The sequence below is a fragment of the Saccharothrix variisporea genome (assembly GCF_003634995.1).
GTDB classification, from domain to species: domain Bacteria; phylum Actinomycetota; class Actinomycetes; order Mycobacteriales; family Pseudonocardiaceae; genus Actinosynnema; species Actinosynnema variisporeum.
In genome coordinates this window covers 7204943-7230295 of the sequence record NZ_RBXR01000001.1, presented here as the reverse complement: position 1 = coordinate 7230295, position 25353 = coordinate 7204943, and the positions used below count along the sequence as shown (strand labels likewise).

Annotated in this window: 25 protein-coding genes and 1 tRNA gene; 14 read left to right on the top strand and 12 right to left on the bottom strand. The window is 70.0% G+C overall.

Annotated elements, in window-relative coordinates; all coding sequences use genetic code 11:
- Window positions 1–12: 12 nt before the first annotated feature.
- Together recQ and DFJ66_RS33055 are read right to left on the bottom strand one after the other, a co-directional pair.
- Complete coding sequence (recQ, locus tag DFJ66_RS33060) at window positions 13–1830, bottom strand: DNA helicase RecQ (RefSeq protein ID WP_121227102.1); 1818 nt, start codon at window positions 1828–1830, stop codon at window positions 13–15.
- A 9-nt stretch (window positions 1831–1839) separates the two neighbouring features.
- The gene (locus tag DFJ66_RS33055; RefSeq protein WP_121227100.1) at window positions 1840–2076 is read right to left on the bottom strand and encodes a hypothetical protein; all 237 of its coding nucleotides are present in this window, start codon (window positions 2074–2076) and stop codon (window positions 1840–1842) included.
- Between the two features lie 596 nt (window positions 2077–2672).
- On the opposite strand from DFJ66_RS33055, the gene DFJ66_RS45160 reads away from it, so the two are divergent.
- The gene (locus DFJ66_RS45160; protein WP_281276659.1) at window positions 2673–2798 is read left to right on the top strand and encodes a hypothetical protein; all 126 of its coding nucleotides are present in this window, start codon (window positions 2673–2675) and stop codon (window positions 2796–2798) included.
- A gap of 747 nt (window positions 2799–3545) precedes the next feature.
- On the opposite strand, the gene DFJ66_RS33045 is transcribed toward DFJ66_RS45160, so the two are convergent.
- Entirely contained in the window at window positions 3546–3962 is a 417-nt protein-coding gene (locus tag DFJ66_RS33045) for a hypothetical protein (protein WP_147459419.1), read from the bottom strand.
- 138 nt (window positions 3963–4100) lie between these two features.
- Between DFJ66_RS33045 and DFJ66_RS33040 the strand changes: the two genes are divergently transcribed.
- Entirely contained in the window at window positions 4101–5960 is a 1860-nt protein-coding gene (locus DFJ66_RS33040; protein ID WP_121227094.1) for a DNA/RNA helicase domain-containing protein, read from the top strand.
- Window positions 5961–5963: 3 nt separating this feature from the next.
- On the opposite strand, the gene DFJ66_RS33035 is transcribed toward DFJ66_RS33040, so the two are convergent.
- Window positions 5964–6986 (bottom strand): hypothetical protein, encoded by a 1023-nt coding sequence (locus DFJ66_RS33035; RefSeq protein ID WP_147459418.1) that lies wholly within the window; start codon window positions 6984–6986, stop codon window positions 5964–5966.
- Window positions 6987–7185: 199 nt separating this feature from the next.
- On the opposite strand from DFJ66_RS33035, the gene DFJ66_RS33030 reads away from it, so the two are divergent.
- Entirely contained in the window at window positions 7186–9333 is a 2148-nt protein-coding gene (locus DFJ66_RS33030; protein ID WP_121227091.1) for an ATP-binding protein, read from the top strand.
- Between the two features lie 232 nt (window positions 9334–9565).
- Here DFJ66_RS33030 and DFJ66_RS33025 read toward each other — a convergent pair whose 3' ends face one another.
- The gene (locus DFJ66_RS33025) at window positions 9566–9754 is read right to left on the bottom strand and encodes a hypothetical protein (RefSeq protein WP_121227088.1); all 189 of its coding nucleotides are present in this window, start codon (window positions 9752–9754) and stop codon (window positions 9566–9568) included.
- 81 nt (window positions 9755–9835) lie between these two features.
- Window positions 9836–10261, bottom strand: coding sequence for a PPOX class F420-dependent oxidoreductase (locus DFJ66_RS33020; RefSeq protein ID WP_121227086.1), 426 nt, complete (start codon window positions 10259–10261; stop codon window positions 9836–9838).
- 97 nt (window positions 10262–10358) lie between these two features.
- Between DFJ66_RS33020 and DFJ66_RS33015 the strand changes: the two genes are divergently transcribed.
- Window positions 10359–10781 carry a PRC-barrel domain containing protein gene (locus DFJ66_RS33015; RefSeq protein WP_121227084.1) on the top strand — a complete coding sequence of 141 codons (423 nt, stop codon included), beginning with the start codon at window positions 10359–10361 and terminating at the stop codon, window positions 10779–10781.
- A 249-nt stretch (window positions 10782–11030) separates the two neighbouring features.
- A complete protein-coding gene (locus tag DFJ66_RS33010; protein ID WP_121232086.1) occupies window positions 11031–11579 on the top strand; it encodes a glyoxalase superfamily protein in 549 nt (182 codons plus the stop codon).
- Between the two features lie 102 nt (window positions 11580–11681).
- Here the strand turns inward: DFJ66_RS33010 and DFJ66_RS33005 are convergent, their stop codons facing one another.
- On the bottom strand, window positions 11682–12566 hold the full coding sequence (locus DFJ66_RS33005; protein ID WP_121227083.1) for a LysR family transcriptional regulator: 885 nt from the start codon (window positions 12564–12566) through the stop codon (window positions 11682–11684).
- A gap of 180 nt (window positions 12567–12746) precedes the next feature.
- Here DFJ66_RS33005 and DFJ66_RS33000 point away from each other — a divergent pair, with 180 nt between their 5' ends.
- The 4 genes from DFJ66_RS33000 (at window position 12747) to DFJ66_RS32985 (ending at window position 16420) form a co-directional block, all read left to right on the top strand.
- Window positions 12747–13208, top strand: a complete 462-nt coding sequence (locus DFJ66_RS33000; protein ID WP_121227081.1) for a carboxymuconolactone decarboxylase family protein — start codon at window positions 12747–12749, stop codon at window positions 13206–13208.
- 38 nt (window positions 13209–13246) lie between these two features.
- On the top strand, window positions 13247–13951 hold the full coding sequence (locus tag DFJ66_RS32995) for an SDR family oxidoreductase (RefSeq protein WP_121227079.1): 705 nt from the start codon (window positions 13247–13249) through the stop codon (window positions 13949–13951).
- 18 nt (window positions 13952–13969) lie between these two features.
- Complete coding sequence (locus tag DFJ66_RS32990; RefSeq protein ID WP_211351395.1) at window positions 13970–15259, top strand: FAD-binding oxidoreductase; 1290 nt, start codon at window positions 13970–13972, stop codon at window positions 15257–15259.
- A 231-nt stretch (window positions 15260–15490) separates the two neighbouring features.
- Window positions 15491–16420, top strand: coding sequence for a helix-turn-helix domain-containing protein (locus tag DFJ66_RS32985; protein WP_121227075.1), 930 nt, complete (start codon window positions 15491–15493; stop codon window positions 16418–16420).
- Window positions 16421–16577: 157 nt separating this feature from the next.
- On the opposite strand, the gene DFJ66_RS32980 is transcribed toward DFJ66_RS32985, so the two are convergent.
- Together DFJ66_RS32980 and DFJ66_RS32975 are read right to left on the bottom strand one after the other, a co-directional pair.
- Window positions 16578–16654: transfer RNA gene (locus DFJ66_RS32980), tRNA-Leu, on the bottom strand.
- A 50-nt stretch (window positions 16655–16704) separates the two neighbouring features.
- Window positions 16705–16986: a metal-sensitive transcriptional regulator gene (locus DFJ66_RS32975; RefSeq protein WP_121227074.1), complete on the bottom strand. Its 282-nt coding sequence runs from the start codon at window positions 16984–16986 to the stop codon at window positions 16705–16707.
- A gap of 276 nt (window positions 16987–17262) precedes the next feature.
- On the opposite strand from DFJ66_RS32975, the gene DFJ66_RS32970 reads away from it, so the two are divergent.
- Window positions 17263–17604 (top strand): histone-like nucleoid-structuring protein Lsr2, encoded by a 342-nt coding sequence (locus DFJ66_RS32970; RefSeq protein ID WP_121227072.1) that lies wholly within the window; start codon window positions 17263–17265, stop codon window positions 17602–17604.
- A gap of 67 nt (window positions 17605–17671) precedes the next feature.
- On the opposite strand, the gene pabB is transcribed toward DFJ66_RS32970, so the two are convergent.
- The 3 genes from pabB to DFJ66_RS32955 all read right to left on the bottom strand — a co-directional run bounded on the left by pabB (window position 17672) and on the right by DFJ66_RS32955 (window position 21241).
- On the bottom strand, window positions 17672–19690 hold the full coding sequence (gene pabB, locus DFJ66_RS32965; RefSeq protein WP_121227070.1) for an aminodeoxychorismate synthase component I: 2019 nt from the start codon (window positions 19688–19690) through the stop codon (window positions 17672–17674).
- A 91-nt stretch (window positions 19691–19781) separates the two neighbouring features.
- Window positions 19782–20741 (bottom strand): hypothetical protein, encoded by a 960-nt coding sequence (locus tag DFJ66_RS32960; RefSeq protein WP_121227068.1) that lies wholly within the window; start codon window positions 20739–20741, stop codon window positions 19782–19784.
- Complete coding sequence (locus DFJ66_RS32955; protein WP_121227066.1) at window positions 20738–21241, bottom strand: SigE family RNA polymerase sigma factor; 504 nt, start codon at window positions 21239–21241, stop codon at window positions 20738–20740. The genes DFJ66_RS32960 and DFJ66_RS32955 overlap by 4 nt, the downstream gene beginning before the upstream one ends.
- A gap of 121 nt (window positions 21242–21362) precedes the next feature.
- On the opposite strand from DFJ66_RS32955, the gene DFJ66_RS32950 reads away from it, so the two are divergent.
- The 4 genes from DFJ66_RS32950 to DFJ66_RS32935 all read left to right on the top strand — a co-directional run bounded on the left by DFJ66_RS32950 (window position 21363) and on the right by DFJ66_RS32935 (window position 25104).
- Window positions 21363–22532, top strand: a complete 1170-nt coding sequence (locus DFJ66_RS32950) for a metallophosphoesterase (RefSeq protein WP_211351648.1) — start codon at window positions 21363–21365, stop codon at window positions 22530–22532.
- 83 nt (window positions 22533–22615) lie between these two features.
- A complete protein-coding gene (locus DFJ66_RS32945; RefSeq protein ID WP_121227064.1) occupies window positions 22616–23803 on the top strand; it encodes a type III PLP-dependent enzyme in 1188 nt (395 codons plus the stop codon).
- 57 nt (window positions 23804–23860) lie between these two features.
- Window positions 23861–24271, top strand: a complete 411-nt coding sequence (gene speD / locus DFJ66_RS44585; protein ID WP_121227062.1) for an adenosylmethionine decarboxylase — start codon at window positions 23861–23863, stop codon at window positions 24269–24271.
- Window positions 24268–25104 carry a spermidine synthase gene (locus DFJ66_RS32935; protein ID WP_121227060.1) on the top strand — a complete coding sequence of 279 codons (837 nt, stop codon included), beginning with the start codon at window positions 24268–24270 and terminating at the stop codon, window positions 25102–25104. The genes speD and DFJ66_RS32935 overlap by 4 nt, the downstream gene beginning before the upstream one ends.
- Window positions 25105–25353 lie beyond the last annotated feature (249 nt).

Sequence of the window (25353 nt, the reverse complement as noted above, 5' to 3'; positions counted from 1 at the left end):
TCGTGTGCTCGGTCATGTCGCCAACGTGTCCAGGATGTGCTGCCCGTACTTGGCGAGCTTGTTCTCGCCGACCCCGTTGATGGTGCCGAGCTCGTCGAGGGTGGCGGGCGTGAGCGTGGCGATCTGGCGCAGCGTGGCGTCGTGGAAGATCACGTACGCGGGGACGCCCTGTTCCTTCGCGGTGGCCGCGCGCCACGCCCGGAGCTTCTCGAACACCGGCTCGGCCTCGGCGGGCATCTCGACCGCGGGCGCCTTGCCGGCCTTGGCGGTCGTCTTCGCGGCCTTGGCCTTCTTCTCCGCCTTCTCCGCCTCGCGCCGCATCATGACCTTGCGGCCCTTGTAGAGCACCTCTTCGCTGGCGGGCGTGAGGACCAGCGTGGAGTACTCGCCTTCCACGGACAGGAAACCCTGCGCCAGCAACTGCCGGACGACACCGCGCCAGCCGCTCTCGTTCAGCTCGGTGCCGATGCCGAAGACGGAGAGGGTGTCGTGGTCGAACTGGATGACCTTGGGGGTCTTGCGGCCCAGCAGGATGTCGATGGTCTGGCCGGCGCCGAACTTCTGGCGGCGCTCGTTGCGCAGGCGGTAGACCGTGGACAGGACCTTCTGGGCGGGGATCGTGCCGTCCCACGTCTCCGGCGGCGCGAGGCACGTGTCGCAGTTCCCGCACGGCTCGCCGCTCTGGCCGAAGTAGTTCAGCAGCTGGACGCGGCGGCACTCGACCGTCTCGCACAGCGCGAGCATCGCGTCCAGGTGCTGGTTGAGCTTGCGGCGGTGGGCCTGGTCGCCATCGGAGTCCTGGATCATCTTGCGCTGCTGCACGACGTCCTGGAGGCCGTAGGCGAGCCAGGCGGTGGAGGGCAGCCCGTCACGGCCGGCGCGACCGGTCTCCTGGTAGTAGCCCTCGACGGACTTCGGCAGGTCGAGGTGGGCGACGAAACGGACGTCCGGTTTGTCGATGCCCATGCCGAACGCGATGGTCGCCACCATCACCAGTCCGTCTTCGCGCAGGAATCGGGACTGGTGCTCGGCGCGGGTGTTCGAGTCGAGTCCGGCGTGGTAGGGCAGCGCTTTGATGCCGTTCGCGTTGAGGAATTCCGCGATCTTCTCGACGGAATTGCGCGAGAGGCAGTAGACGATCCCCGCGTCACCTTGGTGCTCGGTGGTGAGCAGTTCGAGCAGTTGCTTTTTGGGCTCGTTCTTGGGGACGATCCGGTACTGGATGTTGGGCCGGTCGAAACTGGCCACGAAGTGCTTGGCGTCCCCGAGGTTGAGGCGCTCGGCGATCTCGGCGTGGGTGGCCCGCGTGGCGGTCGCCGTGAGAGCGATGCGCGGCACGTCCGGCCAGCGTTCGTGCAGGTGGGAGAGGGCGAGGTAGTCGGGCCGGAAGTCGTGGCCCCACTGCGACACGCAGTGCGCCTCGTCGATCGCGAACAACGCGATCTTGCCCCGTTCGAGGAGCCTGACCGTCTGCTCCACGCGCAGCCTCTCGGGCGCGAGGTAGAGCAGGTCGAGCTCACCGGCGAGGAATTCGGCTTCCACCAGCGAGCGCTCGTCGTAGTACTGGGTGGAATTGAGGAACCCGGCCTTGACCCCGAGGTCGCGCAGGGCGTCCACCTGGTCCTGCATGAGCGCGATCAGCGGCGACACCACCACCCCGACCCCGTCCCGGACAAGGGAAGGGATCTGGTAGCAAAGCGATTTCCCGCCGCCTGTGGGCATGAGGACCAGCGCGTCACCACCACCGATGACGTGCTCGACGATCTCCTCCTGGTCACCGCGAAAGGAGTCGTACCCGAACACCCTCCGCAGAACCTCATGCGAACCCACGAACCGATCCTAACGACCCCCACCGACAGCCAACCGAACGCCCCGCTCGAACACCTGTTCCCGATGCCACGCGAAGTACCCCGCCGTGCCGTCGTGGTGCACCTCCGCCACCCGCCCGTCGAGCCGCGCCAACTGCTCGGCCAACGCCCCTTCGACCGGGCCGGCCACCACCACCTTCCCGTCCGGCCCGACGGTCACGTAGCCCAGTTCGTACAGCCGGTCACAGCCCAGCGAACAGGCGAGCATCGCCACGTTCCGCAGGTCGTTCCGCTCTTCATCGGAACACTCGGCCCGCTTCTTGAACGGTCACCCCAGACGCGGTCGACCCGGAAGGCCCGTTTGCCGGGCGCATCAGTCAAACGCACGCGTACACGGTGTCATGCCGAGGTCGGCGCGCTGCCACACGGCCTCCAGCTCGATCAGCGGCCGATGAAACGTGTAGTACCGCAGCGGCGTCGGTATGTGTGGCGATACTCGCGATGACGCCTCACGGTGAATGGGGGACCTTTCTCCACCCCTGGCTTACGTGGTCTGCACAGCGTCTCGCGCGTGCTGCGCGCCTTGTTGGACCGGCCCAGGCGTGGTGAACGGGCGTTGCCATTGGTCTGCTTGATCGGGCAGCCGACCGCCGGACGCTTTTCGGGTGCCCTCGCCCGGCGGCTGTCGGATGTCGAGCCACCGAAGGTGTTGTTCGTCCGGGTGGACGCGGCCGATCCGCCGCAGGTGAGGGAGTCCGCGAGGTAGCGGGCTGCGTTGCTGCCGTTGTTGGTGGAGGTGCGGGACCGGTTGGCGGAGGACCGGTTCGGGACCAGCGGGTGCGGGCGATCCGCCATTTTCGGCTGGTGGACGACATCACGCGGCAGACGCGGGACGGTGGGCTGGCCGGGGTGTGGCGCTGGCGGCGGGTCGAGCCGGATCCCGAGGGGGCCGAGGCCACGGCAGCCGCGAGGGGCGCGCTCCCGCCGTGAGCACAGTTGGTCGTCGCGCTCTTCGTGGCCTGGCACCGGCCGTTGCGGTAGTGGTTGTGGCTGCGGGGCGTGTGGCCGTTCGGGGTGGAGCCGAGGTGGCTGATGCGGCAACGGTTAAGAAGCTCCTCGTGCACGCGTTCCTCAACGACCTCCGCACCGCCTACGGCACCGATACCTTCCGCTTGCGCCGCTTCCGCCGCACGACGTACCCGTTGGTACTGCTGGACAACGTCACCGAGGACAACGTGGGCGTCGAGCTGCTCCACCTGATCAACGACGTGCGCAAGGAGACCCCGGCACACGCCCCGCTGCTCGTCGTCGCCACCCTGCGCGAACGCCCTGAGTGGCTGACGAGAACCGGTATGGCGCAACCGGTTCACCGCATCGGGGACGACCTGGATGCCTGGGTCGACCGACCGAACCGCAAGCGGCTGCTGGGCGACAGCATGCGGGTGATCACTGTCGTCACCGGACGACGACACACCCGCCGACCCGATCCGCCCACGCCCGGTCCCCTTGCCCGCACGCCGCTCGTTCGCGGCCGTGGTCTCGGTGGTCGTGCTGACGGTCGCGGCCGTGACGCGCACTCGCCGCGCGTTCTCCACCCAGCTCACGCCCACGCCCGAGCGTGGCGACGGCAGGCAGTCGCCGCTGATCCTGGGCCACAGCCACGACCCACCCCGTCCTCGCGCTGCCAGCCGACGCAAGTCGGTGTCAGCACGGTTGCGGTGCTCGCACGCGTCGCCGTCAGTCTCCGTCCGGAGAATCACCCATGGGCAATCCGAAGAACTCGTAAACGGCAATTTTTTGCGCTTCCAAGGTGGCAGCCTCCGATACGTCCGCCGGATCGAAGATGTCCACGACAGCCCTCTTCTCGGGTTCCCTGGTGAGAACTCTCGCGTACCGTCCCAGCTCCACCTGGGACTGCATTCCAGACGGGAACACGTCCGCCCGAGCTCCTTGGCAGCACAACAGGAGCCCGTAGTGCTCCAACTCCCTGCGGACATCTATCAGACACAGGAAGTAATCGGCACCCGTAAAAGAGCGGCGACCTTCACCGGGCAACTCCATGATCAAAGCCGGCTCGCCGTCGACCACGATCTCCAGGGTGAGCGGCACGATGACACCGTCCGCACCTACAGCCACCAGCCGCTTCGTCTCCACCCAGTTCACCCTACGTAGTTGGGGGTAGGAATCCACGCACCCGTTGTCTCGTGCCAGCAACCACGGATGCGACAGGAGTCGATCGCACCCGGGAAAGCGATCTCCAGCTCGTGGGTGTCGATCTGGTAGTTCTGGATCATGCAGGTGTACCACGGCACGGTCGCCGAGGCGGGTGATGCGCTGCGGTCCGGGCGTGATGCGTTCGTCGGGCGGTGTGCGGACGACTTCCGGCGGCGGCGGGGTGAGTTGCCCGGCGACGCGGAGCTGAGGAGTTGGCGCAACAGCTGGCCGGTGCTCGTCGACGCCCTCGTCCGAGCCGGGCTCGGTGACCTCGCGCTGTTGCTCGAGTACGAGCTGCCCAGGTCCTCCGAACGGATCGACGCGCTGGTCGTCGGCGCCCGACCGGACGGTGGTTTGACCGGTGTCGTGGTCGAGCTCAAGCAGTGGGACCAGGTCACGGCCGCCGACTCGGCCGAGGCGGAGACCCGGGGTGAGCGGCGGGGGCACCCGTGCCTGCAGGCGGCCGGGTACGTCAGCCACCTCGAGCAGTGGCTCGCCGACGAGGTCCTGCGGCTCGAGTTCCGTGGCGCCGCGGTCCTCCACAACGCCGACGACCGGTCGACCGCCTTGCTCAGCGACGCCGTCAGAGGCCGCGTGGGCAGCGGTGACGTGGCGGTGCTGGGACGCCGCGAGCTGGCCGAGCCCGACCCGCACGCCTTGGCGGAACTGCTGCGGTGCGGTGACCTGGCGCCGCCGGCCGGGTCGCGGCTGGCCGAGTTCCTCGAGCTGCGACCGCAGCCGTCGGCCAAGCTGCTCGGCGAACTCGACACCGTGCTGCGGCAGCAATCGCGGTTCCGGTTGATCGGCGCGCAGCAGGAGGCCCAGCGGCTCGTCTGGAAGGCGGCGACCGACGTGACCGCGAAGCGCAAGCGGGTGATCGCCGTGTCCGGCGGGCCCGGCACCGGCAAGACCGTGATCGCCATGCGGCTGGTGGTGGACCTGTCGCGACGCCAGTCGGAGCCGAAGACGGAGGCCAGGTTCCTCACCCCGTCCGGCACCCTGCTGGCGCAGCTGAAGCGCGCCGTCAAGCACGTGCCCGGGGCGAACGGGATGTTCGGCCACCCGAAGTCGCACCCGCCTGTCACGGCGGTCGTGCCCGTGGTGGACGAAGCGCAGCGCCTCGCGCGCGAGGACTGGCAGCTCGAGCGGCTCATGACGTGTGCTCCGGTCAGCGTGTTCATGCTGGACGAGCGGCAGGTGATCCTGCCGGACGAGGGGTACCGGGTCGCCGAGCTGCGCGAACACGCGCGGCGGGTGGGTGCCGAGTTCCACCACGTCGAACTGACCAGCCAGTTCCGCTGCGGCGGATCCCTGGCCTACCTCAACTGGCTGGACCGCCTGTTGTCACCGGACAAGACGCCCGAGCGGTGGACCGAGTCGGACTACGACTTCGACATCGCGCGCGACCCGGACGACCTGGACGCGTGGATCCGGCACAAGAACGCCCACGGGTTCACCGCCCGGATCGCGGCGGGCTACTGCTGGACGTGGACCGAGGTCGACGCCACGCAGCCGCTCGTGGACGACGTCGTGATCGACTGGACCGACCGGAACGGCGAGCGGCGGACCTGGCGCCGCCCGTGGAACGCCCACGTGGAGCACAAGGACCGGGCGGGCGCCGTGACCGCACCGGGCCGCAAGTTCTGGGCCACCGATCCGGGTGGCCAGGACCAGGTGGGGTGCGTGTACACGTGCCAGGGCCTCGAGTACGACCACGGCGGCGTGCTCATGGGTCCGGATCTCGTGCGGCGCGGCGACGAGTGGGTGGCACAGCCGAAGGAAAGCCGCGACGATCGGGTCAACGGGCTGACCGCCGAGCAGTACCTGCCGCTGGCGCTGAACATCTACTGGGTGCTGGCCAGCCGAGCGATGTTCGGGTGCCGCCTGTACTCGACGGACCCCGAGACGCAAGCCTTCCTCATGGAGTTGCGCCGCTAGCCGCTATTCCGGGAAGTCGTCGTTCCACACCGGCTCCATGTGGATCCGCCGAGCCGCCGGGGCCGGGAGTCGTTCGAACCGCCCGGGCTCCTGCCGGTACACGCAGTCGATGCCCACGCTGTGCAGGAGTTCCACGCCGCCGTCGTCGGGGCGGGCCGGGAACAGCGCCGTCAACCGCACGACCCGGTCGGGGCAGCGCGGCGCGTAGTGCAGGAGTTGGGCCACGGCTTGACGGACGCGTTCGCGCGCGATCCCGCCCTTGGCCTCGATGACCTCCGCGCCTTCGGGGCGGACGGTGTACATGTCCGAGATCCCGGAGTCGGACCTGATCCGCTTGAACTCCACGTCGGAGTGCGCCTCGACGTACTCGCTCATCAGCAGCGACTCCGTTCGCCGGACGGTGATGTCGCGCGCGGTGCGGCCGTAGGTGACCTCGGAAGTGAGGTGCGCCTCCAACGCGACGACCATCCCCCGCTCCAGCTGCGACTCGACGTACTGCTGTGCGGCTTCTTCCACCGCGGCCGCCCGCCGACCCAGCCCTTCCAGGACTCGGCGCACGAGAACGTCGTCGTTGACGACGCGACCCTGACGGAACGGACCCACGAGCCGGCCGTCCGACACCTCCTCGAGTTCCCGGTAGGGGATCCGCAGTCCGTCGTCCAGCGAGATCAGGCTGTACACGTTGACGAACGTGTCCTTGTCGCCCGGCTCCTTCCACAGCTCGACGGCGAACGCCTCGTTGCGGAAGCTCGCGCCGACCTCGCCGATGGCCCCGATGTTGTTGTCCCACACGAAAAGTGCGACATCGCCTTGACGCACCTGCTTCATGGCCTCGTCGTGGTAGGGGCGGGTGCCCCAGAACCGCGCACGCCCGTCCGGGTGGAGGCGGTCCAACGCGGTCCGCTCAGCGTCGAGCAGCTTGGACCGGAACCGGGGCTCGCTGAACACCACGTCGTTGTGCAGCGTCTTCACTCGATTGCGCTTGGCCTCGCGGTTCCGCACTGGCTGGATCAGCAATCGGGTCATCGGAGCAGGGCCTTCGGTCGGGGGCGATGAGCGGATCGTCGGGATCGTCGCACAACGACGACCGTTCCACGTTCAGACCCGCACGAGCCGACGGTCGGGCCGCACTTCTGCGGCCGATTTTCGGTGAACGCCGAAACTCGGCGGTCCTCGACGGCTAACCTCCCGCTCATCTCGTCCCATACGCCCCAGGAGTACCCGAATGGCGGACGGCACCGCCACGACGCGCAACGACATCGAGGGCAACCCGCACACGGCTGTGCAGGCAGGCACCATCTCCGGCGACGTCCACATCCACGTGCCAGCCACCGCGAACCCCGCGGTGCCGCGGCAGCTCCCCGCGCCGCCCCGCTCGTTCTCCGGCCGCGAGCCGGAACTCGCCGCGCTCGCCGAGGCCGTGGACGACGGTCCGCAGCAGGGCGCGACCGTCGCGATCTCCGCGATCGGCGGCATGGGCGGGATCGGCAAGACGTCGCTCGCCCTGCACTGGGCTCACCTCAACCAGTCCCGCTTCCCCGACGGCCAGCTCTACGTGAACCTGCGCGGGTTCGACCCGGACGGCGAGCCGTTGGACCCCGCGGTCGCCGTCCGTGGGTTCCTCGACGCGCTCGGCGTCGCGCCCTCCTCCATCCCCGCCGACCTCGACGCGCAGGCGGCGCTGTACCGGACGCTGCTGGCCGACCGCCGCATGCTGGTCGTCCTCGACAACGCCGTGGACGAGCACCAGGTGCTGCCGCTGCTGCCCGGAACCGGCACGTCCACCGTGCTGGTGACCAGCCGCAACACCCTGAACGGCCTGGCCGGCGCACACGGGGCCCGCTTGCTGTCGCTGGACGTGCTCAGCGCCGACGCCGCGACCACGATGCTCGAGGGCTACCTCGGCGCCGACCGGGTGGCCGGCGAACCGGACGCGGTCCGAGCCCTGATCGAGCTGTGCGGCGGCTTGCCGCTGGCGCTGAGCGTCGTCGCCGCCCGCGCGAGCATGTACCGGGACTTCCCGCTGGACGAGTTCGTCGCCGAACTGCGCGACAGCGGGCGGCGGCTGGACGCGTTCGAGGGCCGGTTCCCGCAGCACGACCTGCGCGCGGTGTTCGACTGGTCGTACCGCGCGCTGCCCGAGGCGCAGGCACGGGTGTTCCGGATGCTCGGCGAGGTGACGGCCCCGGACACGACCGTCGCGGCCGTGGCGAACCTGGTCGCGGTGTCCGACGTGGAGTGCCGCCGGCTGCTGCGACACCTGGTCGAGGCGCACCTGGTGGAGAACCACGCCCCACGCCGGTACCGGATGCACGACCTGGTCCGATTATGGGCGCTGGAGAAATCCCGGCAGCTCGACCCCGACACCGAGCGAGCCGCCGCGCAGGAGCGGTTCGTGGACTTCCACCTGCACACCGCGGTCGCCGCGTCCGTCCAGGTAGACGGTCAGCGGACGAGGGTCCCGGCCGCGGAGCCGGTCACCGGCTGCCGCCCCTTGGACTTCGCCGACCGCACCGCGGCCCTCGAGTGGCTCGACGCCGAGCACGCCTGCCTGCTGGCCGCCGGGAAGGTCGCCGTCGACCGCCGTTGGCACGCCAAGGTGTGGCAACTGGCGTACGCACTCGACACGTTCCACTGGCGGCGCGGGCACGTCCACGACCACTTCGCGTTGTGGCAGGACGCCTTGAACGCCGCCGAGGAGTTGGGTGACAGCACCCTTCTCGGCAAAGCACACCGGTACCTCGGCTTCGCCGCTTCCCGCAGAGGACTGCACGACGAGGCGGCGCGGCACCTGACACGAGCGCTCGAACTGGCGGTGCGGATGGGTGACGTGCGCGAGGAGGGCCGGGCGCACCAGGACTTCGCGCACGCGTGGGAGGTCCGGGGCGACTACGGCAAGGCACTGGAACACGCGATGCTCGCGTGGCCGTTGTTCCGCGACGCGGGCACGCCGGTGTGGGAAGCGAGGGCGCTCAACCTCGCAGGGAGCTACCAGGCCCGCCTCGGGAACCACGCGAGGGCGCGCGAACTGTGTTCCCGGTCGCTCGAGTTGTCCAGGGAGCTGAGGGACCTGGACGGTGAGGCGGCGTCGCTGGACTGCCTCGCCGACGCCCACGTCCGCTCCGGCGACCACCACACGGCCGTCACGCTGTACCGGGAGGCGCTCCGGCTGCGCCGGCAACTGGGCAACGCCTACGGCGCGGCGGACAGCACAGCCGGCCTTGGCCGTTCACTGGCCGCCATCGGGGCGCACGTGGAAGCCGTCGACACGCTGCGTGAGGCCTACTCGCTCTACCAGACGCAGAGCCGCTTCGCGGAAGCGGCAGCCCTGCGCGTGCTGCTCGACTCGCTCGGCATCCCCTCCACGCGCTGACGCCGACCAGCCGTTGAACCTTTGTCCACACCTGCCTCGCGTGCTCTGCACAGTGTCTCCCGCGTGCCGCGCGCGTCGTTGGACCGGCCCAAGTGCGGTGAGCGGGCGTGCCGAGCCGCCGGAGGTGTGAAGAACACATCCGAGGCCCTGACGTGCACCATGACGATCCCACGACTCCGGCAGGTGCCCACCTCGCCACGATCAGCGTGAATTTCCGGCGGCGAGCGGGTTCTCAGGCCTGCTCTCGGCTACGACCGCCGTCGAAACCCAAGAGTTCGGGACGTTCCTCTTCCCGCCCCCACAGCACGATTCGCGGCAGAGCGTCCAGGACCTCGGCGGCAGCAGCAGCTTCGCCGTCCAGGCGGACTTGGAGGCCGACGGGCAACTCCAACAACTCCGCGGCCTCCGACGACAGCGTCAAATCCAGTCCTTGATCCAACCTGACCGCTCGGCGCAGCCCACCGCAGCGACCGAACGGGTCAATAACGCTGCGTAATGAACGTCAGCGGACGTTGGCGCCGTAGACGTGTTCCACCGTCAAGGTGATCAGGACTCGGCGGTCGGAGACCATCACCGAGCGGTACTCGTCCCAGTCCGGGTGTTCGCCTGCCGCCGCGCGGTAGTAGGCGACCAAGGCTTCCACCTCCGGGCCGTTCGGGTCGGTGGACGGGCCGGTCAGGGTGGCGGTGCCCTCTGCTGTGGCCCAGGACCAGCCGTCGGCGCTGGTGACTTCCAGGGCGGCCCTCGGGTCTCGGCGGAGGTTGGTGGTCTTGGCCAGGCCCTCGCGGGTGGAGATCAGGATCTTGCCTGCCTCGCGGTCGTAGAACGGGGTCACCGGGGACAGTTGCGGGCGGCCGTCGGACTTCAGGGTCGCCAGGACGCCCAGGCGGCTTTCCGACAGGAGGGCGTGCGGGTCGAAAGAGGTCATGGACCGATCTTGGACTCTGACACCGGTGTCAGGGCAAGTGTTCCGCCGTGGGCGAAGGGGTAGTCGTAAGGGGTGGATGTCGGACTAGGAGGATGACATGCAGCCGTTTCCGTTCGTGCCCTTTGTGTGGCGGGACCCGTCCTGGCTGGGTGAGCGGGACGCCGAGAGCGAAGCGACCGACGCCACCGACGCCGGTGAGCGGCCCGACACCGGGCTCATCGGGTACGAGGTGGAGGCCACCGACGGTGGGATCGGCAAGGTGGACGAGGACAACGCCCTGGTGCCCACCGACTGCCTGATGGTCGACACCGGTCCGTGGATCTTCGGGCGCAAGGTCGTCCTGCCGGTGGGCACGGTGCAGCGGGTGGACCACGACGAGCGCAAGGTCTACGTCGACCGCACCAAGGAACAGATCAAGAACGCACCGGAGTACGACCCGGAGGCCGACCCCGACGACTACCGCCGCCGCACCGGCGACTACTACACCGAGAGTTACCGGTTGTTGCCGCCGATGTTGTGACGCGGAGAGTGGAGCGTGCGGAACTGGGGACGTCAGGGTGAGGGCGTCGTGCCAGTGCGGTGTGCGCGGTGGCGGGGGCGGTGGAGGGGTCGATAGCATCGGCGGTGGCCTGGTGCAGCCGGCCGCTCGCGCCCTCCGGGGTTGGGTGAATGCGCCGTGGGTCGTTCTCGCCTCGGCTCACTGAACGCGGCACCAGCCGACAACGCGGGCATCGGCGGGTTGGGCCGCGTGGGAAGCCAAGGCGCGATGATGACGTCCTCCACCGACCACGCCAAGAAGCTGGCCAGACTCCTGCGCGCGGACCTCGCCGCCGCCGGGATCGAGATCACGCACGGCCTCGCGCTCGAACTGGTCGCCCACCAGCTCGGGACCAAGGACTGGAACGTGCTCGCCGCCCTCGCGCGCCGAACGGGCAGCCCGGCCGCGCCGGAGATCAGCCCCGGTGTACCGGTCCTGCGGGTCATGTCGGTCGCGCAGGCACTGCCGTTCTACCTCGACTACCTCGGCTTCACCCTGGACTGGGAGCACCGGTTCGAGCCGGGGCTCCCGCTGTACGTGCAAGTCTCGCGCTCCTCGGCCGTCCTGCACCTCTCCGAGCACCACGGCGACGGCAGCCCCCATGGCGTCGTCTGGATCCCGGTACGGGACGTGACCGCGCTGCACGAGGAGTTGCGCGCCCGACCGAACGCCCCACTCCGGCCGGGGATCGACGTCGACGCGCCCGGAGGGCCGACGCTGGAGGTCATCGACCCGTACGGCAACGTGCTGAGGTTCGCGCAGCCACCGTCCGCCGAGTAGCCGCACCGCGGTCCGGTGGTGGTCGGGCGATCACCACCGGACACAAGAGTCGGCTCAGCAGTTGCGAGCGACGATGTCGTCGACGCCGTTCGCCAGGACTTCTCAGCGGCCGGCCAGGTGGGGGCCGAGGTCCTGGACCACCGCGGCCAGGGCGCGGATGATGTCGTTCTCCGATTCGGTGCGCCAGATCAGGGCGTAAGTCAGGGGCTTGGCGTTGCGGACCGGGAGGTATGCGATGTCCGGGCGCACCGCGTAGTGCGCCATGTGCTCGGGGAAAAGGACGACTGCCTCGCCCATGCCGGCCAGCGTGAGGACCTCCTCGCTGTTGCGCACCAGCAGGCGCTGCTCGTGGCAGAGGTCGGACGGGACGAAGCTGTCCGCCCAGTAGTCCGGTCTGGACTCGAAGTCGGTGTGCGGGAAGTCCGCCAGCACGTCCACGGTGACGGCGGTGCGGCCGGCCAGTTCGTGGTGGGCGGCGACGGCGAGCACCCGCTGGTCGGTGAACAGGGTCGGGCCGACGGTGAGGTCGGGTTCCTCGACGGGCAGCCAGCCGACCAGGACGTCGATCTCGCCGCGCCGCAGCGACCCGAACAGGTCGGTGAAGGACGGATGCCCCAGGTGCAGCTTCCAGGCCGGGTGGCGGGCGTGGAAGGTGTCCCAGTACGGACGCAGGTCGAGCGTGTTGATCGGCAGCAGCCCGACGCGCAGTACGGCGGTGATGCCCCGGGCGGCCAGGCGGGCGCGTTCGAGGCTGTCGCGCAGTCCTTCGTAGACCGGGCGCAGGTCGTCGCGGAGCTGCCTGCCCAGCGGGGTCAGGCGGACCTGCCGGCGGTTGGAACGGTCGAACAGCTCGCCACCCAGCCTGCGTTCCTGCGTCTTGACCGCCTGGCTGATCCGGGCCTGGGAGACGTGCAGCCGCGCGGCGGCCCTGCCGAAGTGCAGTTCCTCCGCCAGGGTCAGGAAGATCTCGATGTCGCGAAGCTCCACTGTGCCCTTTCCGGTCGATAACCCGGATGTTATCCGAGGCCGCCGGATCCGGCGTTGATCCGAATACCGGCGCCTTGCAGGCTGTGATCCGTCCGGACCGGACGCACCGAACCCCGGTCGCGCCGGCGCCTCGTGCCGCCGCCGGACACGATCCCCGCCTGATCACGAAGGAGCTTCGCCGTGCAAGCACGCATGAAGAACCCGGCTTTCGTCCTGCCCGACGGCATGAAGGGCATCGGAGCCATTTTCAAGGCCGTCAACCAGGGCGGCCTCGCGCACGAGCTGCAGGAGATCGTCGGGCTGCGCGCCAGCCAGATCAACGGGTGCAGCGCCTGCGTGCACGCCCACGCCCAGAACCTGGCCAAGGCCGGGGAGAGCGCCGAGCGGATCGCGGCCGTGGCCGCCTGGCGGGAGGCGCCGTTCTTCACCGACGCCGAACGGGCCGCGCTGGAGCTGACCGAGGCCGTCACGCGGCTGGCCGACCGCTCCGGCGAGGCCGTGGACGACGAGCTGTGGGACCGGGTCGCCGACCACTACGACGAGAAGCAGATCGCCGCGCTGCTGCTGCTGATCGGCGTGACGAACATGTTCAACCGGCTCAACGCCCCGATCAAGGAACCGGCCGGCACCTCCTGGACCTGATCACAGGACCAGCGCCGGACCCCGGGGAGAGGAGCACCATGACCACCGTCGCGCTGATCACCGGCGCCACGAGGGGCATCGGCCACGCCTGCGCCAGGTTGCTCGCCGAACACGGCGTCACCGCCGTCATCGGCGCCCGCGACCCCGCCGCCGGCCGAGCCGCCGCCGAACCGCACGGGCTGCCGCACGTCCGGCTCGACGTCACCGACCCCGCCGGTGTGCGGGCGGCGGTGGAGTGGGTGGAGCGCGAGTTCGGCCGGCTCGACGTCCTGGTCAACAACGCCGGGATCACCTTCGGCGACAGCCCGCCCAGCACCACGGCGGTCCAGGAGGTCAGGCAGGTCTACGAGACCAACGTGTTCGGAGTCGTCGAGGTGACCAACGCGGTGCTGCCGCTGCTGCGCCGCTCGCCGGCCGGGCGGGTGGTGAACGTCTCCAGCGAACGCGGCTCGATCGGCCGCGCGCTGGACCGGACCCACCCGCTGTGGCCGATGGTCAACCTGGCCTACAGCTCGTCCAAGGCCGCCCTGAACATGATCACCGTGTCCTACGCGAAGGAGCTGTGGGACACCCCGATCAAGGTCAACGCGGTCGATCCGGGCTGGGTCAAGACCGACATCAACCACGGCGCCGGGATGAAGACCGCCGAGGAGGGCGCGGCGCCGATCGTGCGCATGGCGCTGCTGGGTCCCGATGGCCCGACCGGCACTTTCGTCCAGGACGAGGGTCCCCTCCCCTGGTGACCCGTTGAGGAGAAGATGATGCGAGATGTGGTGAAGGGCCGTGTGCTCGTGCCCGGCGACGACGGTTTCGACGAAGCCGCCCGCCCGTGGGCGGTGGGCGTGCGTCAGCAGGTCGCCGCCGTCGTCGAGGCCGAGGACGCCGACGACGTGGCCGCGGTGGTCCGGTACGCGCGCGACAACGGGCTGACCGTCACCGCCCAGCCGTCCGGACACGGCGCTCCCGGCGACCTCGACGGCACGGTCCTGCTGCGCACCGCCCGCCTGGACCACGTCGCGGTCGACCCCGGCGAGCGCGTCGCGCGGGTGGGCGCCGGGGTGCGGTGGGGCCGGGTGCTGGCCGAGGCCGGCCGACACCGCCTGGCCGCGCCCGCCGGCAGCAGCGCGGCGGTGACCGTGACGGGGTTCGTCGCCGGCGGCGGGATCTCCTGGTTCGGCCGCGCGCACGGCTGGGCCGCCGACTCGGTGCGCGCCTTCGAGGTCGTCGACGCGGACGGCGAGCGGGTCCGGGTCACCGCGGAGTCCGACGCCGAGCTGTTCTGGGCGCTGCGCGGCGGAGGCGGCGACTACGCGATCATCACGTCCGTCGACCTCGACCTGTTCGAGGCGCCGAGCGTCTACGGCGGACGGATCACGTGGCCCGCCGCGCGCACCGGCGAGGTGTTCGAGGCGTTCCGGTCCTTGACCGCCGCGGCACCGCCCGAGCTGTCGCTGTGGGTCAACCGGATGGCCGCGCCGCCGCCCGCCCCGCCGGTGGTCACCTTGGACGTGACCTTCCTGGGCGAGGCGGCCGACGCCAAGGCGTTGCTGGCTCCGCTGGAGGACGTCGGCGGCAGCCTGTCCGACAGCCGGGGGCCGGTGGACGTGGCCGACCTCGGCACGATCGCCGCCGAACCGGTCGACCCCAGCCCGGTGCTCGCGCGCGTCGAACTGCTCACCGAGCTGCCGACCGGCGCGCTGGTGGACGCCGAACTCGCGCCGCTGCTGAACCTCCAGGTGCGGCACTTGGGCGGGGCGCTGGCCCAAGCACGTCCCGGCGGTGGCGCCGGTGGCGCGCTGACCGAGCCGTACCTGCTGTACCTGCTCGGGCTGCGGCTGCCGCACACCGCCGAGGCGACGCGGGAAAGGCAGGCGGCGCTGGTCGCCGAGCTGGGCGAGGTGATCAGCGGGCGCAAGCCCTACACCTTCCTGGCACCGGGGGAGAGCGCCTCCCAGGCGTTCGACGACGCGACACTGGCCCGGCTCCGGCGGGTCAAACGCGACCGCGATCCTCGCCGGGTCTTCCGCGCCAACTTCCCCGTGTCGGAGTGATCCGGTCGTCGGGGTGAGCTGGCCGTCGGAGTGATCCGGTCGTCGGGGTGAGCCGGTCGTCGGCATCCCGCGCGGGGATGTCGACCCGGTCACACCCCCAGGCCCGTCTGTCACACGCGGCGGCCGCCCCGGGTCGTGTTCATCGGGGGACCGTCCCCTAGCGGGAAGGAGCATGGTCATGTGGGTGTGTGCGCGCGGCTCCGCCGCCGCCGTCACGCCGGTGGAACCGCGGTGAGCCTGGCGATCCTGGGACTGACCGCCGAGCAGGAACGCCTGTACCGCTACCTGCTGCGCAGCGTGCGGACCGATGTGGACACAGCCGGCGCCGAACTGGCCATGCCGAACGTGCGCTCGGTGGCCGCGCAGTTGCGCGCGCTGGGCCTGGTCGACGACACGTTGACCGCGACCTCCCCGGAGGTCGCGGTCGACCTGCTGGTGCGCCGTCGCCTGGAGCAGACCCGGCGCCGGCTCGGTGAACTCACCCTCGCCTGGGACGTGCTCACCGAACTGGCCGAGGAACACCGCAGCGGCCGAACCGTGCAAATGGTCGAGCACATCCCGGACGGTACGGCCGTCGTGCAACGCATTCTGCGGCTGCTGACCGACGAACCCGGAGAACTGCTGCACTTGCGAGAACGGGTGCTCCTCGCCACGACGGAATCGACCACGGCACCGTTCACGGGTCTGCTCGCACGTGGGTTGCGCAGCAGGACCCTGGTCGCGTTGCGGGCACTGGAAACCCCGGAGCAGGAGGCGCACGCCCGCCGTTGGCACGCCGTGGGCGACCTGCACCGGGTCACCACCGAACCGGTCCGTCAACTGGCCCTCGTCAACCGCACGGTCGCGTTCGTCCAAGCCGATCCGGCAGACCCCCGCGCGGGCGCGTTGCAAATCCGGCAGAGCGGCTTGGTGGCGATCCTGGTCGACCTCTTCGACGGCATGTGGTCCCGCGCCCGCGACCTGGACGACCCGTCGCCCTCGCCGATCGAGCGGATGGTCCTGCACGCCCTGACCCGCCACGACACCGACGACGCCGCCGCGCGCTCGCTCAACATCTCGGTGCGCAAGTTCCGAGCCCACGTCGCCGACCTGATGTCCCGCGTCGGCGCAACCACCCGCTTCCAGGCCGGCCTGCTCGCCAAGGAACGCGGCTGGCTCTGAGCAAGACCACCGCCATTCACCGCACGCGGGGTCGGTCGTGATCAGGCGGAGCGGAAATGCACGGCGAGGGCACAGACCCGAGAGGCATTCATGCCCGGCGTTGTGCCCGACGATCCCACCGGTTGATCTTCAAGCGGCTGTAACGCCTGGTCAGGCGTGGTGCCCCCGGTGCGACTCGAACGCACACTGGACGGATTTTGAGTCCGCTGCCTCTGCCGATTGGGCTACGGGGGCCGGCGGTGTGCACTCTACTCGATCAGGGCGGTGGGGCCGGCGGGCGGGGTTCAGGAGCGGACCAGGCGGGTGATGGCTGCCGTGGCTTCGGCGAGCTTCTCCTCGGCGACCTCGCCGCCCTCGGCCACCGCTTCGGCGACGCAGTGCTTCAGGTGCTCGTCGAGCAGGCCCAGGGAGACCGCCTGGAGGGCCTTGGTGGCCGCCGAGATCTGGGTCAGCACGTCGATGCAGTACTCGTCGTTCTCGACCATCCGCTGGAGACCGCGGACCTGGCCCTCGATGCGGCGCAGGCGCTTGAGGAACGCGTCCTTCTCCGCTGTGTAACCGTGCATCGCTCCCGGCCTTCCCTACCCTGGGCGGGTACCCCTGCGCTCCAGGATAGGCCACTCGACCGGGTGTGACGGGCACCACGCGGACCTCCGAAGGGTGGCCTCACATTTCGGGGGTGGTGGTTAACGGCCCGAAATGACCCGTCCGGGGGCATCAGTCACATTTTCGGTACGAAAGGTTAGGCGATATTCCTTCCGTGCACTATGGTGACGACCGGAGCGTGTGGCGCAGAACATGTCGACGGCAACACGCGCTATGCGAGCACACACGGAGGAACAGTGGCACAGCAGACCGTCGTCCAACTCATCGACGACCTCGACGGCAGCGAAGCCGCCGAGACCGTGACCTTCGCGCTGGACGGTGTGGAGTACTCCATCGACCTGTCCAAGGACAATGCGGAGAAGCTGCGCGAGTCCCTGGCCGACTTCGTCGCCAAGGCGCGCCGGGCGGGTGGCCGCAAGCAGCGCAAGGGCAGCGGCAAGAGCACGGTAAAGGCTGGTGACAAGGCCCAGGCCCAGGCCATTCGGGACTGGGCGCGCGCGCAGGGCCACCAGATCTCCGACCGCGGTCGGATTCCCCAGGGCCTGGTGGTGCAGTTCCAGGAAGCCCACGCGTCCTGAACGGCTCCCGGTGTTTCCCCTGCGGTCACCGCGTGGCCGGCCGCAGGGGAAAACCACTGGTCAGCGGCTAGCCGCCGGGATTCGCGCGGCCGGGAAAGGCCGTGTCGAGCAGCCGCAGGAGCGCGGTCGCCTTCACCGCCGTCTCCTCGAATTCCTCCGCCGGGTCGGACAGGGCGATGACCGCGCCGCCGACCCCGAAACTCACCTTGTCCCGGTCCACCACCAGCGTCCTGATGACGATGCTGAAGTCGGCCGTTCCGGACAGTGAGAAGTAACCGAGCGCACCCGAGTAGACACCCCTCGGACCTGCTTCCAGCCCGTCGATGATCTGCATTGTCCGGATCTTGGGCGCACCCGTCATGGACCCGCCGGGGAACGCCGCCCTAACCACCGCGACCGCCGAACTGCCCGGCCGAAGTGTCGCCCGAACGGTGCTGACGAGCTGGTGCACGGTCGCGTAGGTCTCCACCGCGAAGATCCGGGGCACCTCGACGCTGCCGACTTCCGCGCAATGGCCCAGATCATTGCGCACCAAGTCCACGATCATCAGGTTCTCGGCGCGGTCCTTCGGGCTGGTGGCCAAGGCTGTGCGCAAAGCTTCGTCCTGCGCGGGCGTCGCGCCGCGCGGGCGGGTGCCCTTGATTGGTTCGGATTCCACGACACCGGTTCGGTCCACCCGGATGAACCGCTCGGGTGAAGTGCTGAGCACCGAGAGTGCACCGAAACGGAGCAACGCACCGAACGGCGCGGGGCTTTCCGCGCGCAGGAAGCGGTAGGCGTCCCACGGGTCCACCGCGCCCCGCCACGTCACCGTGTTGGTCAGGCACACCTCATAGGTCTCGCCCGCGGTGATCGCTTCCTGGCAGGCGTCGACGAGCTTCAGGTAGTGCGACCGGCCGTGCCTGAGCTGGACGGATTCCGCGCGCGCCGGCACGGGTGTGGCACGGGGCGGCTCCACGAACCCGGTCAGGAACGCCGCCGTGCGGTCCAGCCAGCCGTCCTCGTCGGACAGCGCCAGCAGGTACGTGCGGCGCTCGGCGTGGTCGAACACGACGGCCCGGTCGGCGAACACGAACGCCGCATCCGGTTGCTCCGAACGGTGGGCGGCCTCGCCGCCGCACTCGGCCTTCAGCTCGTACCCCAGGTACCCGACCCAGCCCAGGGCGAAGTCGAACGGCACGTCCGGCTGCGCCACCCGCCACGCGGCCAGGTCGTCCTCCAGCCAGGACAGGAACGGCCCGGTGAACTCGGCGTCGCCCACGCGCACCCGGCCGGTCCACACGTCGTAGGTGGCCACGCGCGCCAGCGGACCGCTCGCGTCCCCCATGACCGAGAACCGGCCCCGCTCCCCCGCCAGGCTGCTGTCCAGCCAGAAGGCGTCCGGGGAGGCCCCGTAGAGGGCCTGGAAGACCGCTTCGGGGGACGGGTGGACGTCCAGCCGCCGCACCAGCACCTCGTGCGTCACAGGGGCCGATTCAGGGACGAACAGGGGCTCCGGTGTGGCCGCCGAGGAGCCGCCGGTGAGGTCGCGGAAGTTGGCCAGCAGGTCGTGGCCGTGCGCGGTGCAGACGGACTCGGGGTGGAACTGCACGCCCCACATCGGCCGGGACCGGTGCCGCACGCCCATCAGGACGTCCTCGGAGTCCGACCAGGCGATCGGCTCCAGCTCCGGCGGCAGGTCCGTCACGGCCAGGGAGTGGTAGCGGACCACGGGCAGCGGCGACGGGAGCCCGGCGAACAGGTCGACGCCGGTGTGCCGGACGAGGTCCACCACGCCGTGCCGGGGAGTCACGAGCTCCACGGTGGCCCCGTGCGCCAGGCACAGCCCCTGGTGGCCCAGGCACACGCCCAGCAGCGGCAGGTCACCGTGCTCGACCACCGCGCGGCACAGGCCGAAGTCGGCCCGGTTCTGCGGGCGCCCGGGACCGGGCGAGATCACCACGTTGTCGAACCGGCGCAGATCGGACAGCCGGAAGGCCGGGTCGTCGTTGGTGATGACGACCGGCTCCCGCCCGTTCACCCGAGCCAGGTACTGGAACAGGTTGAAGGTGAACGAGTCGTAGTTGTCGATGAGCAGGGTCCGCATGGCAGAACGGAACGGTACCTGCCCGAACACCCGGATGGAGTACCCCTGAGGGGGCCGGTCACCACACCGGCCCCCTCGGGTCCTCCCCGACTCAGTCCAGGTGGAACTTCGCGTCGGTGACCAGCGTGGCGAGCTGGTCGGCGGTGAACGGCTGCCCGGACAGCGCCGGGTGGCCGGTCCGGTAGAACTCCTTGGCCTGGCCGATCACGACCACGGTGCCGTCGTCGTGCCGGTGGATCGCGACCTCGTCGAGGTCGTTGCGGTCGTTCGGGTCGCCGGTGGTGGCCGGCACCGCCGTCACGTAGGCGACCTGCTTGCCGGCGACGGTCCGCACCGCGCACTCACCGTTGCGGATCGCCCACGCCGCCTCGGCCGCCTCGCACGGCGACTGGGCGTCGGCGAACCGGTTGCCCTTCGTGAGCACCAAGATCCACAGCTTGCCGACGCCGGACGTGCCCTGCTGGGTCACCGGGGTGGTGCCCATGTACTCCCAGATCTCCTTGCCGCCGTCGTAGTAGTCCTCGAACTGCGACTGCGTGTAGCGCATCGGCCCGTACCAGGTCGAGCCCGGATCGCCCGGGGGCGTCACCGGCTGCTTGTCCACCGCCTGGAAGGTCGGCGGCAGCGCCGCGCCCAGGTCGTTGAGCGCCTGGACGGACTTGTCGGCGCGCGGCCCGGAGCGGGCCGTGCGGTCGGTCTGCCCGCTGGGCCACTGCGGCTTGGTGTACGACGGGTCCAGCGAGGCGCTGGGCGGCACCTCGGTCAGCGTCACCGACGGCGGCGTCGACCCGGGCTCCGACGACGCCGTCGTGGTCAGCACCGGCGGTCCGCCGACCTGGGTGTTCCCACCGCCGGTGAACTGCGGCACCAGCACCGCACCCACGGCGATCGCCACGACGGCGACCCCCGCCACCCCACCGGCCCAGGCGGTGTTGCGGCGGCGCTGGGCCGCCCGCCCCGCCGCCACGGCCGCGGCCGGGCTCATCGGAGGCGGCGGGCTGCTCGCCACCATCACGTCCTGCAACGCGCTCTTCAGCTCGTGCTCGTTCATCGCACCTTTTCTCCCTGTTGCGGGGTGATCAAGCCGCGCAGCGTCTGCAGCCCCCGCGCGGCCTGACTTTTCACCGTTCCCTCGGAACAGCGGAGAGCCCTGGCGGTCTCCTCCACCGACAGGTCCTCCCAGTACCTGAGGACGAGGACGGCGCGCTGCCGCGGCGGGACCTGGGCCAGTGCCGCCAACAGCACCAACCGGTCCTCCACGGACCCACGACCGACGCTCGCGGCCTCGGGCGTCGTGTCGCTCACGCGCTCCTTGCGGAACCACCCGCGGCGCAGGTCGGACACGAACGTCCGGACCAGCGTCTGCCGGGTGTAGGCGTCGAGTGCCTCGTGCCGGTCGACCCGGTTCCACGCCACGTAGAGCTTCGCGAACGTGGCCTGCACCAGGTCTTCGGCACGGTGCCAGTCGCCGCACAGCAGGTACGCCGTGCCGCGCATGGCCTCGGACCGCGCCGCGAAGTACTCCGCGAACGCGGTGTCCCGATCACCCATCTGTCCTCCCCATCCCGCGGTACCGGGTTAGTCACGCTCACGGCGGCTCCGCGGGTTGCATGCCGTTCACGAGTTTCGTGGAGACTGGATCGCACAGGACGGGCTGGGAGGCCGGGCGTTGGTGTTCTTGTTGTTGTTCGCGGTCGTCATGGGGTCCGCCCACTACTACGTGTGGCGGCGGGCCGTGCGGAACACGACCGTGCCCGGCCGGGCCCGCCGGATCGGCACCGGAGTGGTGGTCGGCCTGTTCGTGCTGATGGTCGCCGCGGTGCTGGTCGAGTCGCCGGTGCTGGCGTGGCCGGGGTACCTGTGGCTGGCCGGTGCCTTCTACCTGGCCGTGGTCTTCGGCGTGCTGGAGGTCCCGCGCCTGCTGCTCAACCGGGCCGCCCGCCGGCGGGTGCCCGTCGCGGTCGGCGCACCGGCGGACGAACCGGACGAAGCACCCGAGGACCCCGACCGCCGGTTGTTCATCGCCCGGTCACTGGCCGTGGCCGCCGGAGCCGTCACGGTGGGGACGATCGGGTACGGCATGACCCAGGCGCTGGGCGCGCCGCAGCTGAAGACGATCCCCGTGCAGCTGACGAAGTTGGACCGGCGGCTTGCGGGATACCGCATCGCCGTCGTCAGCGACATCCACCTCGGCCCGCTGCTCGGCCGCGCCCACACCGAGCGGATCGTCCGGATGATCAACGAGCAGCGGCCGGACCTGGTCGCGATCGTCGGCGACCTCGTGGACGGCACCGTCGAGCAGCTCGGCGAGGCGGCGGCCCCGCTGCGGGACCTGGTGAGCACGCACGGCGCCTTCTTCGTCACCGGCAACCACGAGTACTACTCCGGCTTCGAACCGTGGCTGACCGAGTTGGACCGGTTGGGCGTGCACCCGTTGCGCAACGAGCGGGTCCGCGTCGAACGCGCGGGCGCGTCGTTCGACCTGGCCGGTGTGAACGACGTCACGGGCAAGAACTTCCAGGACGGCCCGGACTTCGCGCGGGCGCTGGCCGGGCGCGACCAGAGCAACCCCGTGGTCCTGCTGGCGCACCAGCCGGTGCAGGCGCACGAGGCCGCCAAGCACGGCGTGGACCTCCAGCTGTCCGGCCACACGCACGGCGGGCAGATGTTCCCGTTCCACCTCGCCGTGGGGCTGCAACAGCCCGTGCGGACCGGTCTGGAGGTGGTCGACGGGGTGCAGGTCTACACCAGCAACGGCGCCGGGTTCTGGGGTCCGCCGGTCCGCGTCGGGGCCCCGCCGGACATCTCGTTGGTGGAGCTGCATCACAACTTCGCGTCCTGATAGGGCGATCTTCACCGAAACCGCTTAGAGTGGACGGCCGTGCCAACGTGCGGTTGCGGTTGCGGAGGGGGACCCCTAGCGAGATGAACACGAGCTTTGCCGGCCAACGGCTCGATCACGAGGCAACAGCTCGTATTCGTCGTTTCCTGGACCATGAGCAACCGACCACGCCCTGCCTGGTCGTCGACCTCCCCACGGTGCGCGACCGCTTCACCGCCATTCGAGACGCCCTGCCCGGCGTCGGGATCTTCTACGCCGTCAAGGCGAACCCGACGCCCGAGGTGGTCGAGCTGCTCGCGGCGGAGGGGTGCAGCTTCGACGTCGCCAGCCCCAACGAGATCGACCTGTGCCTGAGCAAGGGCGCGGCGCCGGGCACGATCTCCTACAGCAACCCCATCAAGAAGGCCCGTGACATCGCGTACGCGTTCGGTCGCGGTGTGCGGATCTTCGTGTCCGACAGCGAACAGGACGTGCGGGCGCTGGCCGAGCACGCGCCGGGCTCGTCGGTGATGCTGCGCATCCAGGTGGACAGCAAGGGCTCGACGTACCCGTTCGGGAAGAAGTTCGGCTGTTCGCCCGAGATGGCGACGGACCTCCTGCGCCTGGCGGCCGAACTGGGCCTGGTGCCGCTGGGCGTGGCCTTCCACGCCGGCTCCCAGCAGCTCTCGGTGGACGGCTGGGACGGCGCGATCGCCGACGCCGCCGAGATCACCGCGAAGCTGCGCGCCGAGGGCGTCGAGCTGAGCACGGTGAACCTGGGCGGCGGCCTGCCCGCCGGCTACCTGGACCCGCTGCCGCCGCTGGCGGAGTACGCCGCCGGCATCAAGGCGTCCCTGGCCCGCCACTTCGGGGAGTTCGCGCCGAAGGTCATGGTCGAGCCCGGTCGCGCGGTGGTCGCCGAGTCCGGGGTGCTGCGCTCCGAAGTGGTGCTGGTGGCGCGGAAGTCCTATTCGGACGAACGCCGGTGGGTTTTCCTCGACATCGGCCGCTACGGCGGTCTGGCGGAGACCGAGGGCGAAGCGATCGCCTATCCGTTGCGAACCAGCCGCAAGGGTGTTTCCCTGGATGAAGGCCCCCGCGGCCCCGTGGTGATCGCCGGTCCGACATGTGACGCGGACGACGTGCTGTACCAGAACACCTGCTACGAGCTACCCGTCGAGCTCCAAGCGGGCGATCACGTCGACCTGCTGTGCGCCGGCGCGTACACGGCGAGCTACTCCTCGGTGGCGTTCAACGGTTTCGAGCCGTTGGCCACGTACTGCGTGCGGTGAGCACGCTCAAGGTTTGTTCGAAGCTTCACCCTCTTCTGAAGATGTTTGGAGTGATTGATGTCCGGACTCCCGTGCGAATCCGAGCCGGTTGGCTTGTTCGCAGGACAGCACGTGCTGGCCGAGCTGGAAGGTGTCAGCCCGGAACTCCTCGACGACGAGAAGTTCCTGCGACACGCCCTCGGCGAGGCGCTCACCCAGGCTGATGCCACGGTGTTGGAGGTGGTCTCCAAGCAGTTCGAGCCGCAGGGGGTCACCGTGCTGGCCCTGCTGTCGGAGTCGCACGCGTCCATCCACACCTATCCGGAAGTCGGAGCGGTGTTCGTGGACGTGTTCACTTGCGGCACACGTGCCAAGCCCGCGCTCGCGGTGCAGCTCCTGGCCGAAGCGCTGGGCGCCCGCTCCGCACGCACGGACATGATCAGCCGCGGCACCCAGGTGCCCGCGCTCGTCGGTGAGGAGAAGGCGTGATCCGCGAACCGCTCGCGGCCGGTTTGACCAGGCTCTGGGACGTCGACGAGGTCGTCGTGGACACCCAGACGAAGTTCCAGCACCTGGTGATCGCTCGCACTGCCCAAGGCCTGTCGCTGTTCTGCGACGACGACCGGCAGAGCACCGAGTTCAGCCAGCTGACCTACCACGAGGCGCTGATGGTCCCGGCGCTCCTGCTCGCGGACCGCGTGGACCGCGTGCTGGTGATCGGGTCCAGCGAGGGCGTCGTGTGCCAGATGGCGGTGGCCGCGGGCGCGTCGGTGGTCGACCACATCGACATCGACGAAGAGGCCGTGAAGCTGTGCGCCGAGCACCTGCCCTACGGCTACACGCTCGAGGAGCTGGCGGCGGCCGAGCAGGGTGACGGCCCGATCCGCGTGCAGTACATCGACGGCTACGAGTACATCCGGACGACGTCGGAGCGCTACGACATCGTCCTGGTGGACCTGCCGGACGAGCGCGAAGAGGAGGCGCAGCACAACCGCCTGTACGGCGAGGAGTTCCTGGCCATGTGCAAGGCCCTCCTCACGCCGGGCGGCGTGGTCGTCTCCCAGGCCGGCTGCCAGACGATGTGGCGCAACACGACGCTGAAGCGCATGTGGCAGCGCTTCAACGACGTGTTCGCGACGGTGGCGTACTACGGCTCCGACGAGCACGAGTGGGCCTACCTGTTCGGCCGCGCGGACGAGGTCACCGACCCGACCGCGCTGATGACCGAGCGGCTGAAGGAGTGCGGCTACCAGCCGGAGACGATCGACGACCTGGCCCTGCTGGGCAACTCGATCCCCCCGTACCAGGTCCGCAACGCCTGACCGGTACGACCGCGAAGGGCCGCTTCCTGTTGCAGTGCAACGGGAAGCGGCCCTTCGCACATCTCCCCCGGCCACCGACCCAAGCCCACCGACCGCATGCCCGCAAACCCTCCGGCCGTCAAGCCCACCAGCCGCAAACCCCGCCGTCTCGCAAACCCCGCCGCCTGCAAACCCCCTGTCGGAAAAACCGCCGGCCGCAAGCCCACCGCACCACCGACACACTCGCCGCGCGCTTTCCGCCGCAGGCGG

Bases quoted from the DNA above. Each gene is read 5' to 3' on its own strand.
- DFJ66_RS33055 (WP_121227100.1), bottom strand. From the start codon at position 2,076: ATGCTCGCCTGTTCGCTGGGCTGTGACCGGCTGTACGAACTGGGCTAC.
- DFJ66_RS33040 (WP_121227094.1), top strand. From the start codon at position 4,101: ATGCAGGTGTACCACGGCACGGTCGCCGAGGCGGGTGATGCGCTGCGG.
- DFJ66_RS33035 (WP_147459418.1), bottom strand. From the start codon at position 6,986: ATGACCCGATTGCTGATCCAGCCAGTGCGGAACCGCGAGGCCAAGCGC.
- DFJ66_RS33030 (WP_121227091.1), top strand. From the start codon at position 7,186: ATGGCGGACGGCACCGCCACGACGCGCAACGACATCGAGGGCAACCCG.
- DFJ66_RS33020 (WP_121227086.1), bottom strand. From the start codon at position 10,261: ATGACCTCTTTCGACCCGCACGCCCTCCTGTCGGAAAGCCGCCTGGGC.
- DFJ66_RS33015 (WP_121227084.1), top strand. From the start codon at position 10,359: ATGCAGCCGTTTCCGTTCGTGCCCTTTGTGTGGCGGGACCCGTCCTGG.
- DFJ66_RS33010 (WP_121232086.1), top strand. From the start codon at position 11,031: ATGACGTCCTCCACCGACCACGCCAAGAAGCTGGCCAGACTCCTGCGC.
- DFJ66_RS32995 (WP_121227079.1), top strand. From the start codon at position 13,247: ATGACCACCGTCGCGCTGATCACCGGCGCCACGAGGGGCATCGGCCAC.
- DFJ66_RS32990 (WP_211351395.1), top strand. From the start codon at position 13,970: ATGCGAGATGTGGTGAAGGGCCGTGTGCTCGTGCCCGGCGACGACGGT.
- DFJ66_RS32975 (WP_121227074.1), bottom strand. From the start codon at position 16,986: ATGCACGGTTACACAGCGGAGAAGGACGCGTTCCTCAAGCGCCTGCGC.
- pabB (WP_121227070.1), bottom strand. From the start codon at position 19,690: ATGCGGACCCTGCTCATCGACAACTACGACTCGTTCACCTTCAACCTG.
- DFJ66_RS32960 (WP_121227068.1), bottom strand. From the start codon at position 20,741: ATGAACGAGCACGAGCTGAAGAGCGCGTTGCAGGACGTGATGGTGGCG.
- DFJ66_RS32955 (WP_121227066.1), bottom strand. From the start codon at position 21,241: ATGGGTGATCGGGACACCGCGTTCGCGGAGTACTTCGCGGCGCGGTCC.
- DFJ66_RS32945 (WP_121227064.1), top strand. From the start codon at position 22,616: ATGAACACGAGCTTTGCCGGCCAACGGCTCGATCACGAGGCAACAGCT.
- speD (WP_121227062.1), top strand. From the start codon at position 23,861: ATGTCCGGACTCCCGTGCGAATCCGAGCCGGTTGGCTTGTTCGCAGGA.